Here is a 14,428-nt window from a genome sequence, read left to right on the forward strand (position 1 = left end):
GTCACCGCGATTGCGTCGCCGCATGAGCCGGGCGGTGCGGGTCGTCTGGGACGACGCTCTGGTCACGTACGACTTCGGTCCCGGCCACCCTCTCGCGCCCGTGCGCGTCGAGCTCACCATGGCGCTCGCCCGGGAGATGGGCGTGCTGGACGTGGTCGAGACGACCGGCTGCGTCCCCGCCACCGACGACGAGATCGCGCTGGTCCACAAGCGGGACTACATCGAGGCGGTCAAGACCGTCTCCCGGGACGGCCGGCCCGACCTGCGGTACGGGCTCGGCACCGAGGACAATCCCGCCTTCGCGGGCGTGCACGAGGCGTCCGCGCTGGTCACCGGGGCCACGCTGGCCGCCGCCAGGGCCGTGTGGGACGGCGCGGCCGAGCACGCGGTCAACGTCGCGGGGGGCCTGCACCACGCCATGCCCGGCGCCGCCAGCGGCTTCTGCATCTACAACGACCCGGCGGTCGCGATCGCGTGGCTGCTGTCCCACGGCGCGTCCCGCGTCGCGTACGTGGACGTGGACGTGCACCACGGCGACGGCGTGCAGGCGGCGTTCCACGACGATCCCCGGGTGCTCACGATCAGCCTGCACGAGAGCCCGCGCACGCTCTTCCCCGGCACCGGGTTCCCGCACGAGACGGGCGCCGAGGGCACCGCGGTCAACGTCGCGCTGCCGGCGGGCTGCGGTGACACCGGGTGGCTGCGGGCCTTCCACGCGGTCGTCCCGCCGCTGCTGCGGCACTTCCGGCCGCAGGTCCTGGTCACCCAGCAGGGGTGCGACAGCCACGCCCTCGATCCGCTGGCGCATCTCATGCTCAGCCTCGACGGGCAGCGCACGGCGTACGCCGCGCTGCACCGGCTGGCCCACGAGACCGCGGACGGACGCTGGATCGCCCTGGGCGGCGGGGGCTACGAGCTCGTCCAGGTCGTGCCGAGGGCGTGGACGCACCTGATCGCCGAGGCCGCCGGGCATCCCGTCGACCCCGGTGCCGCCACGCCGGCGGCCTGGCGGACGTACGTGACGGAACGGACCGGAGAGATCCCGCCGTTGCGGATGACCGACGGGCGGCACCCACAGTGGCGTGACTTCTCCGAGGGGTACGATCCAGCCGACGCCGTCGACCGGGCCGTCATCGCGACCAGGAAGGCGGTGTTCCCCTTCCACGGTCTGGATCCCATGCCCTGACATGTCCGGAATTGCGCCGAGCCGAGGAGCGCTGTACCAGTCGTGACCCGACCGTTCTCCCCTCCCTCCTCCCCGCCGTCCCCGTCCTCCCCGCCGTCCCCGGCATCCCCGCCCTCCCGGGCCGAACTGCGCGAACACCTCGTACGGACCGCCATCGCCGGCGACGTCGCGACCAGCCGGGAGAACAACCTCGATCACTATCGGTCGCTCGCGCTGCGCGACCCGCACTACCTTTTCGGGCTCACGTTCGAGGGCGAGTGGTCCTACGACGACGTGCTGCGGCTGATGGCCGACCGGGCCGGGGTGGCGGCCGATCCCGGCCACCGCGAGGGCCAGGACACCATCGACCCCGAGCGGACCATCGACGCGGTGGAGGAGATGGGAGACCGGGTCGCCAAGGTCCTGCGGCGCGGCTCGGCCCGGATCGTGCTGGCCACCGGCCACCCCACCGGCCTGCTCACCGTCCACCTCGCCCTGGCCAGGTTCGCGGCCGGCAACGGGGCGACCCTGCTGTCCCCCGCGGAGGGGTGGGCGTACGTCGGCAAGCTCGGCCGCCGCAGGCGGATCCGCTACCTCGACGGCGTGGCGATGCTGGAGGACCGCGGCACGTTCGTGCACACCCACGACCCGCACCCGATGCGGGCGATGCTGGCCGAGGAACGCCCCGACCTGGTGATCGCCGATCACGGCTGGGCGGGGGCGGCGGGCGAGGCCGGGATCGAGACGGTGGGCTTCGCCGACAGCAACGACCCCGCGCTGTTCGTGGGTGAGGCGGAGGGCAAGATCGCCGTCAGCGTCCCGCTCGACGACAACGTGCTTCCCCGGCACTACGCACCGTTGACCTCATATCTGGTCGCGCGCATCGCCCGCAGCCTCTGACACCCTTACGGACCTCCCAAATCGGTCATTTCGCGCCCGCTTTTGCACCGGTGTGTCGGACGGTTGCCAACTTTTTTCTGATCCTGGGCGACTCTTATGTGAGAGAAGTTGGTCCGTTCCAAGATTGAGGCGAGGGGCACGGCCCTGCTGCTGCCAGCGGCTTTCCCGATTTTGACGGCACACGGCTCCGCTGATGATGGAATGGGGGGTTTGCCTACTCGGAGTCCGGACTTACGCTGACGGCAGTACACGTGCGTGAGCGATGGCACCAGTGGGGATAACCCGGAAACACGTGCGGAAGAGGCGTCCGATGGGTGCAGGCGAAAGACCTCTCAGCGAGGTGAAGTTCTTGACGGTGGCCGAGGTGGCGACCGTCATGCGGGTGTCCAAGATGACGGTGTACCGGCTCGTGCACTCGGGCGAGTTACCGGCCATCCGTGTCGGCCGGTCCTTCAGGGTGCCGGAGCAGGCGGTGCACGACTACTTGCGGGACGCGTTCATAGAAGCGGGTTGAACGCCTTCGGACGACCACGCTTGACGGCGGCGTGGTCGGCCCCCGCCCGACGCGGGGTCCCCCGGGGGAGCGATCTACCGTGGATCGCCGGTAGTCTGTTGTGCCGGTGTGCGCTCGCGCGCCGGTTCGACAGTCACCACCTTCACCTGGGGGTCCCGTGGGCTCTGTGATCAAGAAGCGCCGCAAGCGCATGGCCAAGAAGAAGCACCGCAAGCTGCTGAAGAAGACCCGCATCCAGCGGCGTAACAAGAAGTAGCCGAGACGGAGCGCGCACCGGTCCCGAGGGACCGGGCGACCGTCGAACACGCACACCCCCGGCGAGGCGTCGATGACTCGTACCGTGCTGGTCACGGGTGTCCGCGGTCACGTCGGCGCCCGTGTGGCGGCCGCGCTCGCGGGCGATCCGGAGATCGACCGCGTCATCGGCGTGGACACCGCGCCGCCGCCGGCCCCTCGTGGGCGGGGCGGCGAGCAGGACGGCCCGGTGCCCGGCCGCACCGAGTTCGTCCGTGTCGCGCTGCGCGGCCCGGACCTGACCCGGGTCATCCGGGACGCCGACGTCGACACGGTCGTGCATCTCAGCCTGGTCAGCGGCAGCGGCCGGGCCGGTGGGACGGGCGGTGGCCGGCCGGCCATGAAAGAGCACAACGTCATCGGCACGATGCAGTTGCTCGCGGCCTGCCAGCGCTCCGCCACGGTGCGCCGCGTGGTCGTGCGCTCCACCACGGCCGTGTACGGCTCGTCGCCGCACGCTCCCGCCGTGTTCACGGAGGACACCGAGCCCGTCGAGGTCGCGCACCACGGGTACGCCAGGGACGCCACGGAGGTCGAGACGTACGTCCGGGGCTTCGCCCGGCGGCGGCCCGACGTGACGACGACCACGCTGCGGTTCGCCAACCTCATGGGGCCCGGCGTCGACTCGCCGCTCACGCGCTACTTCTCGCAGCCCGTGCTGCCCACCGTGCTCGGCTTCGATCCGCGGCTGCAGTTCGTCCATGAGGACGACGCCGTCGAGGTGCTGTGCCGTACGGCCGGGGCGGACCATCCCGGCGTGTTCAACGTGGCGGGCGACGGCGTCCTGCTGCTCTCGCAGTGCGCGCGGCGCACGGGCCGCCCGGTGGTTCCGCTGCCGTCCCCGGCCTTCCGCCTGGCCGGCGGGCTGGCCAGGGGCGCCCGGCTGGTCGACTTCTCGCCCGAGCAGCTCACGCTGATGAGCCACGGCCGCGCGGTGGACACCGCCAGGATCACCGCCGAGCTGGGCTGGCGCCCGAAATACGGCACGGCGGCGGCGTTCGACGACTTCCTGCGGTCCCGGGCGGTCCCGGGCGGTCCCGGCCACCTGCCCCTCGCCGCGGTCGACTGGCTGGCCGATCTCCTGACGAAGCGGTGACCCCCATGGACGACTTCCGGGACCGGCACGCGGCCGGGAACGGCCCTTCGGCCGGACCCGTGGACGGCGACGGCTCCGGTGAACGGCTCGCGGAGCTGTTCGCCTTCCTGCGCCGCAGGATCACCGGTGACTACGAGGTCGACGAGTTCGGCTTCGACCCCGAGCTGAACGACCGGGTGCTGCTGGAGGCGCTGCGCCCGCTCTACCGGCACTGGTTCAGGACCGAGACCCTCGGCCTGGACAACGTGCCGGCCGACGCAGGGGCCCTGATCGTGGCCAACCACTCCGGCACGCTGCCCGTGGACGCGCTGATGCTCCAGGTCGCGGTCAACGACGAGCTGGGCCGGCCGCTGCGCCTCCTCGGCGCCCATCTGGTCTACCAGCTTCCCGTGCTCGGGCATCTGGCCCGCAAGTCGGGGCACACGCTCGCCTGCCCCGAGGACGCCGACCGCCTGCTGCGCGGGGGCGAGGTCGTCGGCGTCTTCCCCGAGGGCTTCAAGGGCATCGGCAAGCCGTTCTCCGAGCGCTACCGGCTGCAGAGGTTCGGCCGGGGCGGGTTCGTCGCCTCGGCGATCAGGGCCGGTGTGCCGATCGTCCCGTGCGCCATCGTGGGGGCGGAGGAGATCTACCCCAAGATCGGGGATGTCCCCTCGGTCGCGCGCCTGCTCGGCCTGCCGTACCTGCCGATCACGCCGCTGTTCCCCTGGCTCGGGCCGCTCGGCCTGGTCCCGCTGCCGTCGAAGTGGCTGATCGAGTTCGGCGAGCCGGTCCGCACCGACGCCTACGACCCGGAGGAGGCCGACGACCCCGCGGTGGTCTTCGACCTCACCGACCACGTCCGGGAGACCCTGCAGCGGCGGCTCGACGCCCTGCGGCTGCGCCGCGGGGCCGCGTTCCCCCCGATCTGAGGTCCCGGCTCCAGGGATCAGAGGGCGGTTCAGAGGGTGGAGCGGTAGTGGCGGCGCAGGGCGATGCCGGCGGCGACGCCGCCCGCTATGGCCCCCGCCGTCGCCGCGATCGGCAGCCCGATCATCGTCGCCTTCCGGCCCGTACGGAAGTCGCGGGTCTCCCAGCCGCTGTCCCTGGCGTGCTCGCGCAGCTCGCTGTCGGGGTTGATGGCGTACGGATGGCCCACGATCGAGAGCATCGGCAGGTCGTTGGACGAGTCGCTGTAGGCCGAGCACCGGCCGAGGTCGAGGCCCTCACGCCGGGCCAGCGCCCGTACGGCCTCGGCCTTGGCCGGGCCGTGCAGAAGGTCGCCGACCAGCCGCCCGGTGTAGGCGCCGTCGGAGGTCTCGGCGACCGTGCCGAGCGCGCCGGTCAGCCCGAGCCGCTGCGCGATGACCCGGGCCAGCTCCACCGGGGTCGCGGTGACCAGCCACACCCGCTGCCCGGCGTCGAGATGCGCCTGGGCCAGCGCGCGGGTGCCCGCCCAGACGCGGTCGGCCATCACGTCGTCGTAGATCTCCTCGCCCAGCCGGACGACCTCGTCCACCTTGAGCCCCGCGACGAAGGCGAGGGCCATCTCCTTGGCCCTGGCGATGTGGTCGGCGTTCTCGTTGCCCCGGACGCGAAACCAGGCCTGCCCGACCGCGAACTTCGCCAGGTCGCGGGTGGTGAACAGGCCGCGCGAGGCGAGCCCGCGAGCGAAGTGGTAGATGGAGGCGCCGCGCATCATGGTGTTGTCGACGTCGAAAAACGCCGCCGCGGTCAGATCCGGCACGACCTCGGGGGCGGACACCGCCGCGGCGGCGGCCACCTCACCGGCGATCTCCGCCGCTTCCCTCCGTCGCAATAGCCGCCTCATGGCTCCTCAGCTTAACCGCCGGGCACGGTCCCGAACGTGAGCGGGACATGACGTGTCAGCGTCCGGAAGCCGTAAAAGTGTCGATGTAATGCAGGTACTGCGTGGCCTTGTCGCGGTTCTCTCCATCGAGTTTCGGCAGCATCGGCTCCACCATCGTGTGCTGCTGACGCGCGAACCGCCGCGCCTCGCCGTCGGTCCGGTCGCGCCGCGCCACCCGGGTCAGCGCGGCCCTCGTCTTGGTCTCCATGTCGTCGAGCGCCTGGGCGATCAACCGGCGCCGGTCGGGGGCGGCCTCGCCGATCAGCGAGGCGGCCTCCGCCGCCCGCAGCCGGGCCGCGGCCATCTCCCGCTCGGCCCGGTCCCTCTCGTCGTACGCCAGGACGAGCACGGTCGACTCGGCCAGCCGCTTCAGCGGATACAGCACCTGGCCGGGCACCGCGTGGTAGGTGTGCACGCCGGTGGCGAACATCCCGGCCAGCGCGGCGCCGAAGACCAGGACGGGACGCAGCCTGACGTGAAGGGACCGGTGGGGACGGGAACGCCGGCTCCCGGAGTGGGCGGCGGGGGGCGCCGCGTGCCTCCCGGCGGCGCGTTCGGCGGCGTGGGCGCGCATGAGATCGGCCCGCAGCCTCTCGCGGAAGTCGGGGTTCGGGCCGCCGTTCACCAGGGACCGCAGGGCCGTCATCCGCGCGGCGATCCGCCGGGTGCGGGCCGCGCTCCGGCCGCCCTTCCGGCGCGAGGGTCGCCACCAGGCCATCACGGTTCCCGCCATCCCCCGCTCGACGTCGGCGACTGTGCTCCCGGCCGGATCGGCCGTACTGCGAAGATTGGACCTGCGACATGCCCAACGACAGGGTGTGGGAATGGTTACGGGCTGTCAGCGAAATCGTCCGGGAGCGCCCGGGCGAGCGCCCTGATCGCCCGGAACTGCAGGGCCTTGATGGCTCCGGCCTTCTTGCCCATGATCGTCGCCGTCTCCGCGAGCGACATGCCCTCCACGAACCGCAGGATCACGCATTCCTGCTGCTCCGGGCCGAGCTGCTTGAGCGCCTGCATGAGGCGCTCGTTCACCATGTTCGTGACGACCGCGTTCTCGGGGATGTGCGGGCCGTCCAGAGGTGTGTCGAGAATCACCGCGGTGGTGACCTCAAGCCGGTTGCGTCCCGACTTGTAGTGATCGGTGAGGAGGTTGCGGGCGATGGTGACCAGCCAGGCGCCGAAGTCGCGGCCCTGCCAGGTGAAGTCGGCGATGCCCCGCAGCGCGCGCAGGAACGTGTCGCTCGTCAGGTCCTCGGCCAGCGCGTGGCTGCCCACCCGGAAGTAGACATACCGGTAGACCAGGTCGAGGTAATGATCGTAGAGAAGGCCGAACGCCTCGCTGTCGCCGGTCTTGGCGCGCAGCACGAGGCCGCGCATCTCGTCGTGTTCATGGTCGTGGCTGTGCTCGCGGCCGTGTTGCCGGCCGCGCTCGGTGAGATCCGCGGAGCGCGCGGGCTGCGCGGATACGGCGGCCGCCGGAGGCGACAGCCCGGCCAACGGCCACAGGTTCGGCATCCGTTATCCCATGGGGGAAGGGGAGTCGGCGTGCGGCAACACTCTAGAAATCAACGGGAGATAACACAATCCGTTCGAGTGGAAGAACTCGGTGCCGGAGGACGGGCCCCGCCCCGAAACGCGGCGCCGACGGTGCTCGTACGGTGTTCGGGCGTTGGTGGGAGTGCTGGTCGGGGCGCCGATCGGGTCGCCGGTCGGGGACGGGACGGAAGGAAATCCGCCGGAGCCGGAGACCCGCCGCGGCGCCGGATCACGCACCCGTACAGGGCGACCGGCTACCCGTGCGGAGGCGTTGTCAGGCAGCATGGGTGCCACCATGGAAGTCCTCGTCGCTCTCCTCGCGTTCGCCGGCGCCCTGCTCGCCGGCATCACCACCGGCGTCCTCGTCAGACGTCTCCGTGACGAGCCGGCCGGGTGGCTGATCGCGTGGAGCATCGCCACGGGCGCGCTCGCGGTGTCGCTCGGCGCCGTCGCCGTCGGCCACCTGACCGGCTTCGGGCCCGTGACGTTCCGGGCATACCAGATCACCGGGTCGCTGCTGGCCCCGCTCTGGCTGGCCGTCGGCGTGCTCCAGCTTCTCGCGGAGAAGGCGGCGGCCCGCTTCGCCGGGTGGTTGCTCGGCGCCGCTCTCACGGTCGTGGGCACGGTCATCATGGTGCTGGACCCCATCGTGGTCTCGGGGTTCGCCAAGGCGCTGCCGGACGGTCCCACCCACTGGGACCTGTGGCCCGAGTGGCTCCTGCGGGGCGTCCACGGCCTGGTGGTGTTCCTGCTCCTCCTCGCCCTCGGCATCGCGTTGATGAGCTGGCGCGACGGCGACGACTACGACGCCGACAACATGAACGCGACCGTGGTGCTCGCGCCCGCGGGCATGGCCGTCGCGGGCGCGCTGGAGTTCGGGCTCCCGGGGCTGATCGTCGTCCCGCTCATGGCCGCCGCCGCCGGGGGCGTCTGGTACGCCGTGGCCCGTCCACTCGCGCCGTACGACGACGAGGACGAGGAGGACGACGCGCCCGAGGACGAGTGGCAGGGCCCGCGCGGCGGGCGGGCCGACGCCGCCCTGCGCGCCGAGAGCCGGGTGCCCTCCGCGCCCTCGGGTCCGGCCGTCGCGCCGGGAGGCCCGGGCGCCCGGGGCGCGGCGGTGGGGGCGGGGGCGGTCCCGCCCGGTGCCGCGCCGCGCCGCTCGGGGCTGGGCGACCTGGTGGCCGAATACCGCGCGGGCGAGCAGGGCGAGGTCGACTACGCGGCCCGCATGCGCCCTCCGGGCGGCCACCCCGACGGCCGCCCCGATCTCCGCCCGGACGGACGCCCGCTCGCCGACGACTTCGGCGGGCCCGCGACCGGCCAGCTTCTGGCCGCCGACCAGTACGGCCAGCCGCTCCGGCCCGACTACGCCATGCCCGCGGGCCCGGCGGCCGCGCCGGACCGCGCGATGCCCGCGACGGGGGTGGTCTACCCGGGGGCGCCGGCCGGCGCCACCCCGGTGGGCGGGGCGGAGCTGCCCAGCCCGGCCGACCTCGCGGCGAGCTTCGGCGTGGGCTTCGGCCGGTCCCGGCAGGGCGCGAGCCCGGAGGGAGCGCAGCAGGCGGGCCGCCCGGCCCGGCAGGGGGGCTCGGTGAAGCCGTCCCCCGGCATCTACGGCCTGCTGACCGTGTTCACGCTGCTGGACGGCTCGGGTGAGGCGTTCGACAAGCTGGCGGAGGAGACGGTGGAGGCCGTGCAGCGCAACGAGCCCGACACGCTGCTGTTCGTCTGCCACGCGGTGAAGTCGGCCCCGCTCCAGCGCATCGTCTACGAGCTCTACCGCGACGAGGTCGGCTACGGCGAGCACCAGCGGCAGCCGCACATGGAGCGGTTCACCACCGAGCGGGTGAAGTACGTGCTGGCCGCCAACGTCATCGAACTCGCCGTCAACGCCGCCAAGGTCGTCCCGCTCCCCACCCGGATGTGACCGAGGCCCGGATGTGACCGAGGGCCGGATGTGACCGAGGCCCGGATGTGATCGGGGAGCCGACGTCAGCGGGCGAGGGCGGCGCGGAGGCGGGTCTCGTCGACCCTCCAGTAGGTGTGCTGGACGCCGTCGACCAGGACGACCGGGATCATCTCCCAGTATTCGGCCTGGTCCTCCGGCGAGGCGGTGATGTCGCGTTCCTCCCACGGGACGCCGAGCTCGCCCGCCACCCGCTCGACGACCGCCCGGGCGTCGTCGCAGAGATGACAGCCGGGCTTGCCGAGCAGGGTGATCCGGTGATCCGCAGGAGCCATGCCGTCAGCGTAGTCACGCTCCCGGCGCCCCCACGATCCCGGGCGTCGCGATCATGGGCGCCACGACCCCGGCGGACCCGGATCGGCGACCGGCGCACCCTCCTGGGACGCTGGAGAGCACGATCGACTTTGTGCATAGCTTCACAAAGGCACTAACCTGGATTCATTCCGTCGCATCCACCCTTGCGGCCGGGGGCGCACCGGCCGTCCGTCCCCAGGAGTTCCGGCAAGTGATCCGCCGTATCCCGCAGGCACGCGATCGCGGTATCCCCGACGCCACCGTGGCGAGGCTGCCGCTCTATCTGCGTGCCCTGAACGGGATGGCCGAGCGGGGCACGCCGACGGTGAGCTCGGAGGACCTGGCGGTGGCGGCGGGCGTCAACTCGGCCAAGCTCCGCAAGGACCTGTCCCATCTCGGGTCGTACGGCACCCGCGGCGTCGGCTACGACGTGCAGTACCTCATCTACCAGATCTCGCGTGAGCTTGGTCTCACCCAGGACTGGGCGGTGGCGATCGTGGGCGTCGGAAATCTCGGCCGGGCGCTGGCCAACTACGGCGGGTTCGCCTCCCGCGGGTTCCGCATCGCGGGCCTGCTCGACGCCGACCCGCACGTGGTCGGCGACCGAATCGCCGGTCTCGTCGTCGAGCACGCCGACGAGCTGGAGACGGTGATCGGGCAGCGCGGCGTGTCGATCGTCGTGATCGCCACCCCCGCCGCGCCGGCCCAGCAGGTCTGCGACCGTGTCATCGCGGCCGGCGTCACCAGTATTTTGAACTTCGCCCCCGTCGTCCTGGCTGTGCCTGACGGCGTAGATGTCCGTAAAGTCGATTTATCCATCGAACTGCAGATACTTGCGTTCCACGAGCAGCGCAAGGCTAATGGAGGACCCATCATGGCCGAGGAGTGGCCGGACGGGGTGGTCATGTGAGTGAGCCATCAGTGGGAGCGAGCTCATGAGTATCCTCGTCGTCGGCCTGAGCCACCGGACCACCCCGGTCGCCCTGCTCGAACGCGTGACGGTCAGTGGTGACGCACTCGTCAAGCTGCTGCACGACCTGCAGGCCGACGAGAACGTGTCCGAGGCGCTGGTCGTCTCCACCTGCAACCGCGTCGAGGTCTACGCCGCGGTCGACCGCTTCCACGGCGGCCTCGGCGCCGTGACGAACCTGCTCGCCGCGCACTCCGGCCTGCCGCACGAGCGGCTCGCGCCGCACCTCTACGTGCACTACGAGGACCGGGCGGTCCAGCACCTGTTCACGGTCGCCTGCGGGCTCGACTCCATGGTCGTCGGCGAGGGGCAGATCCTCGGCCAGATCAGGACCGCGCTCCGCCTGGCGCAGGAGGAGGGCACGGCCGGGACGACCCTCAACGAACTGGCCCAGCACGCGCTGCGGGCCGGCAAGCGGGCGCACGCCGACACCGGCATCGACCGGGCCGGCGCCTCGCTGGTCGGGGTCGGCCTGACGCTCGCCGAGCGGGTCCTCGGGCCGATCGCCGGCAGGCGCGCCCTGGTGGTCGGCGCGGGCTCGATGAGCGCGCTGTCCGCCGCGACCCTCTCCCGCGCGGGCGTGACCGACATCGTCATCGCCAACCGCACCCGGGAGCGGGCCGAGCGGCTCGCCGAGACGGTCGGCGGGCGCGCCGCGGACCTGGCCGGCGTCCCCGCCGAACTGGCCGCGGCCGACCTCGTGATCTCCTGCGTCGGCGCCGGGACCCGCACGATCGACCCCGGCATGATCGGCGACCGCGCGCGGCCGCTGTTCCTGCTCGACCTCGCGCTGCCCCACGACGTGGACCCCGGCGTACGGGACCTGCCCGGCGTGACGCTGGTCGACCTGGAGTCGATGCAGCAGGACGGCGTGGGCGACGACGTCGCCGACGGCGGCCGGGCCGAGGCGATCCGGGAGGTCGGGCGCATCGTGACCGAGGAGGTCACGGCCTACCTGCACGCGGAGCGCGCCGCGCTGGTCACCCCCACGGTCGTGGCCCTGCGCAGCAAGGCCGCCGGAGTGGTGGAGGCCGAGATGGGCCGGCTGATGTCCCGCCTGCCCGGCCTCGACGGGCGGACCCGCGACGAGGTCACCCAGACCGTACGGCGGGTCGTGGACAAACTGCTCCACGAGCCGACCGTACGGGTGAAGCGGCTGGCCGCGGCGCCGGGCGGCGACCAGTACGCCGAGGCGCTGCGCGAGCTGTTCGGCCTCGACCCGAACGCCCCCGACGCCGTGTCGTGTCTCGACAGCCTGGACGGCCTGGAGACCTTGGAGAACCTGGACAGCCTGAGGAGCCTCGACGGCATGCGGAGCCCGAACAACCCGGAGGTGGACCGATGAGCACGCCTCTTCGTCTCGGCACCCGCAGGAGCCTGATGGCGACCACCCAGTCGAGGATCGTCGCCGACCGGCTGACCGCCCTGACCGGCCGGGAGGTCGAGCTCGTCGGCGTCACGACGTTCGGCGACGTCTCCCGGGCCCACCTGACCCAGCTCGGCGGCACCGGCGTCTTCGTGAACGACCTGCGCGGCCGGCTGCTCGCCGGCGAGGTCGACTTCGCGGTGCACTCGCTCAAGGACCTGCCGACCAAGCAGGACGAGCGCATCGCGCTCGCGGCCATCCCGGAGCGTGACGACCCCCGCGACGCGCTCGTCGGCCCGGTGAGGTTGTACGACTTGCCCGCCGGAGCGCGCGTCGGCACCGGCTCGCCGCGCCGGGTGGCCCAGTTGCGCCTGCTCCGGCCGGATCTCGAATACGTCCCCATCAGGGGAAACGCGGAGACCCGCATCGGCAAGGTGACGTCGGGCGAGCTCGACGCCGTCGTGCTGGCCGCCGCCGGGCTGGTCAGGATCCGTCGGGACGGGGAGATCGCCCAGGTGTTCGAGGCCGGCGAGATGCTGCCCGCCCCCGGGCAGGGCGCCCTCGCCGTCGAGTGCCTGACCGACCATGACGATCTCATCGAACTGCTGAGCGCCGTCGACGACCCGCTGACGCGGGCCGCCGTGGACGCCGAACGTTCGGTGCTCGCCGCCCTCGAGGCCGGTTGCTCGGCCCCGCTAGGTGCTTTCGCCTCCGGTGACGGGCACATTCTCAATCTGACCGCCACCGTCGTCGCCGTCGACGGCGCACGGTCGGTGCGCAAGTCCACCTCCGGACCTTCTCCGGCGGCAGTGGAGCTCGGCCGTGAACTCGCGGCAGCCATGATCGCCGAAGGGGCCGACACGTTGATGGGGGAGCAGGCCCGTTGAGCCCCGCCGATCACAGCACCCAGGCCCGATCCGGGTTCGTCGCCTTCGTGGGCGCCGGTCCCGGTGACGAGAACCTGCTCACACTGCGCGGCGCCGACCTGCTGAGCAGGGCCGACGTCGCCGTCCTCGACTGCCGGGCGTACGGACCGCTGCTGCGCCACTGCCGCGAGGACGTCGAGGTCGTCGACATCGCCGCCGACGCGGCGGAGAGCCCGGTGTCGCTGAAGACCATCCAGGCCGCCAAGGCGGGCCGCACCGTGGTGCGGCTGTGCTCGGGCGACCCGTCCTTCTTCTCCTCCGTCACCGACGAGGTGGCCGCCTGCGCCAAGGCGGACGTCGACTTCGAGATCGTGCCCGGCGTGCCGCCGGCCACGGCTGTCCTGACGTACGCCGGCATCCCGCCCGCGGCGTCGGCGCCGGAGTTCCGGATCGTGGACGCCGCGCAGGTGGACGACTGGGCGCGGCACGCCGACTGCGCGGGCACCCTCGTGATCTACAACGGCGTCGCGGACGCGGTCCCGATCAGCAAGGCGCTGATCGCGGGCGGCAAGCCCGACTCGACGCCGGTGGCGGTCACCAGCGACGGCACCACCACCGAGCAGTACACGGTGGTCTCCACGCTCGGACGGCTCGGCCCCGACCTCAAACACGCCGGGATGACCGAGCCCGCGCTGATCGTCGTCGGCGACGCCGTCGGCATGCGCGACCGCCTGTCGTGGTTCGAGACCAAGTCGCTGTTCGGCTGGCGGGTCCTGGTGCCGCGCACCAAGGAGCAGTCCAAGGGCCTGTCGGAGCAGCTCCGCTCGTACGGCGCGGTGCCCGAGGAGGTGCCGACGATCTCCGTCGAGCCGCCCCGCACCCCGCAGCAGATGGACCGCGCCATCAAGGGCCTGGTCACCGGACGCTACGAGTGGGTCGCCTTCACCAGCGCCAACGCCGTCAAGGCCGTCCGCGAGAAGTTCGAGGAGTACGGCCTGGACGCCCGCGCGTTCGCCGGCCTGAAGGTCGCCGCGGTCGGCGACGCCACCTCGCGGGCGCTGGTGGAGTTCGGCGTGAAACCCGACCTCATGCCGACGGGCGAGCAGTCGTCCGAGGGCCTGCTGACCGAGTGGCCGCCGTACGACTCGATGCTCGACCCGATCAACCGGGTGCTGCTGCCGCGGGCCGACATCGCCACCGAGTCGCTGGTCGCGGGGCTGACCGAGCTCGGCTGGGAGTGCGACGACGTCACGGCCTACCGCACCGTGCGGGCCGCGCCGCCGCCCGCCCCGATCCGCGAGGCGATCAAGGGCGGCGGGTTCGACGCCGTGTTGTTCACGTCGTCGTCGACCGTACGGAACCTCGTCGGCATCGCCGGCAAGCCGCACAACGTCACGGTGATCGCGGTCATCGGGCCGCAGACGGCCAAGACGGCCGAGGAGTTCGGCCTGCGGGTCGATGTGATGGCCGACAAGCCGTCCGCATCGGCCCTCGCCGCGGCGCTGGCGGACTACGGTGCGAAGATGCGCCACGCCGCGGTGTCAGCGGGCGAGGTGCCCCGCCGCCCCTCCCAGATGCGCCGGGGCGCGCGGCGCAGGGTGAAGTAGACACG

At 72.3% G+C, this 14,428-nt stretch carries 15 protein-coding genes; 11 read left to right on the forward strand and 4 right to left on the reverse strand.

Translation table 11 applies throughout. The features are described from left to right. Nucleotides 1-22 precede the first annotated feature (22 nt). The 6 genes from OG344_RS11245 to OG344_RS11270 all read left to right on the forward strand — a co-directional run bounded on the left by OG344_RS11245 (nt 23) and on the right by OG344_RS11270 (nt 4,877). Nucleotides 23-1,186, forward strand: a complete 1,164-nt coding sequence (locus tag OG344_RS11245; protein WP_405088161.1) for an acetoin utilization protein AcuC — start codon at nt 23-25, stop codon at nt 1,184-1,186. Between the two features lie 42 nt (nt 1,187-1,228). Continuing rightward, entirely contained in the window at nt 1,229-2,065 is an 837-nt protein-coding gene (locus OG344_RS11250; protein ID WP_405088162.1) for a phosphatase, read from the forward strand. A 310-nt stretch (nt 2,066-2,375) separates the two neighbouring features. Next, the gene (locus OG344_RS11255) at nt 2,376-2,579 is read left to right on the forward strand and encodes a helix-turn-helix domain-containing protein (protein WP_030456159.1); all 204 of its coding nucleotides are present in this window, start codon (nt 2,376-2,378) and stop codon (nt 2,577-2,579) included. Nucleotides 2,580-2,736: 157 nt separating this feature from the next. Beyond that, nucleotides 2,737-2,835, forward strand: coding sequence for a 30S ribosomal protein bS22 (locus OG344_RS11260; RefSeq protein ID WP_018654693.1), 99 nt, complete (start codon nt 2,737-2,739; stop codon nt 2,833-2,835). A 72-nt stretch (nt 2,836-2,907) separates the two neighbouring features. Then, nucleotides 2,908-3,969 (forward strand): NAD-dependent epimerase/dehydratase family protein, encoded by a 1,062-nt coding sequence (locus OG344_RS11265; protein WP_405088163.1) that lies wholly within the window; start codon nt 2,908-2,910, stop codon nt 3,967-3,969. A 5-nt stretch (nt 3,970-3,974) separates the two neighbouring features. Further along, nucleotides 3,975-4,877, forward strand: a complete 903-nt coding sequence (locus OG344_RS11270; RefSeq protein WP_405088164.1) for a lysophospholipid acyltransferase family protein — start codon at nt 3,975-3,977, stop codon at nt 4,875-4,877. A gap of 29 nt (nt 4,878-4,906) precedes the next feature. On the opposite strand, the gene OG344_RS11275 is transcribed toward OG344_RS11270, so the two are convergent. From OG344_RS11275 to OG344_RS11285, 3 genes are all read right to left on the reverse strand, one after another. Then, nucleotides 4,907-5,776: an HAD family hydrolase gene (locus OG344_RS11275; RefSeq protein ID WP_405088165.1), complete on the reverse strand. Its 870-nt coding sequence runs from the start codon at nt 5,774-5,776 to the stop codon at nt 4,907-4,909. Nucleotides 5,777-5,831: 55 nt separating this feature from the next. After that, nucleotides 5,832-6,533, reverse strand: coding sequence for a DUF5667 domain-containing protein (locus OG344_RS11280; protein ID WP_405088166.1), 702 nt, complete (start codon nt 6,531-6,533; stop codon nt 5,832-5,834). Nucleotides 6,534-6,643: 110 nt separating this feature from the next. Continuing rightward, nucleotides 6,644-7,330 carry a sigma-70 family RNA polymerase sigma factor gene (locus tag OG344_RS11285; RefSeq protein WP_405088167.1) on the reverse strand — a complete coding sequence of 229 codons (687 nt, stop codon included), beginning with the start codon at nt 7,328-7,330 and terminating at the stop codon, nt 6,644-6,646. Between the two features lie 316 nt (nt 7,331-7,646). Here OG344_RS11285 and OG344_RS11290 point away from each other — a divergent pair, with 316 nt between their 5' ends. After that, entirely contained in the window at nt 7,647-9,281 is a 1,635-nt protein-coding gene (locus tag OG344_RS11290; protein ID WP_405088168.1) for a putative quinol monooxygenase, read from the forward strand. 65 nt (nt 9,282-9,346) lie between these two features. On the opposite strand, the gene OG344_RS11295 is transcribed toward OG344_RS11290, so the two are convergent. Then, nucleotides 9,347-9,595, reverse strand: a complete 249-nt coding sequence (locus tag OG344_RS11295) for a glutaredoxin family protein (RefSeq protein ID WP_327049185.1) — start codon at nt 9,593-9,595, stop codon at nt 9,347-9,349. Nucleotides 9,596-9,825: 230 nt separating this feature from the next. Here OG344_RS11295 and OG344_RS11300 point away from each other — a divergent pair, with 230 nt between their 5' ends. Genes OG344_RS11300 through OG344_RS11315 form a run of 4 tightly spaced genes read left to right on the forward strand, consistent with a single transcriptional unit; the run spans nt 9,826 to nt 14,423 of the window. Beyond that, nucleotides 9,826-10,524, forward strand: a complete 699-nt coding sequence (locus tag OG344_RS11300) for a redox-sensing transcriptional repressor Rex (protein ID WP_327049186.1) — start codon at nt 9,826-9,828, stop codon at nt 10,522-10,524. Between the two features lie 25 nt (nt 10,525-10,549). Beyond that, complete coding sequence (locus OG344_RS11305; RefSeq protein WP_405088169.1) at nt 10,550-11,929, forward strand: glutamyl-tRNA reductase; 1,380 nt, start codon at nt 10,550-10,552, stop codon at nt 11,927-11,929. Next, complete coding sequence (gene hemC, locus OG344_RS11310) at nt 11,926-12,837, forward strand: hydroxymethylbilane synthase (RefSeq protein ID WP_405088170.1); 912 nt, start codon at nt 11,926-11,928, stop codon at nt 12,835-12,837. Before OG344_RS11305 ends, hemC begins: the two co-directional genes overlap by 4 nt. Further along, a complete protein-coding gene (locus tag OG344_RS11315; RefSeq protein ID WP_405088171.1) occupies nt 12,834-14,423 on the forward strand; it encodes a uroporphyrinogen-III synthase in 1,590 nt (529 codons plus the stop codon). Before hemC ends, OG344_RS11315 begins: the two co-directional genes overlap by 4 nt. Nucleotides 14,424-14,428: the final 5 nt, after the last annotated feature.

The organism is Microbispora sp. NBC_01389 (genome assembly GCF_045040095.1).
In the GTDB taxonomy this organism is placed as follows: Bacteria; Actinomycetota; Actinomycetes; order Streptosporangiales; family Streptosporangiaceae; genus Microbispora.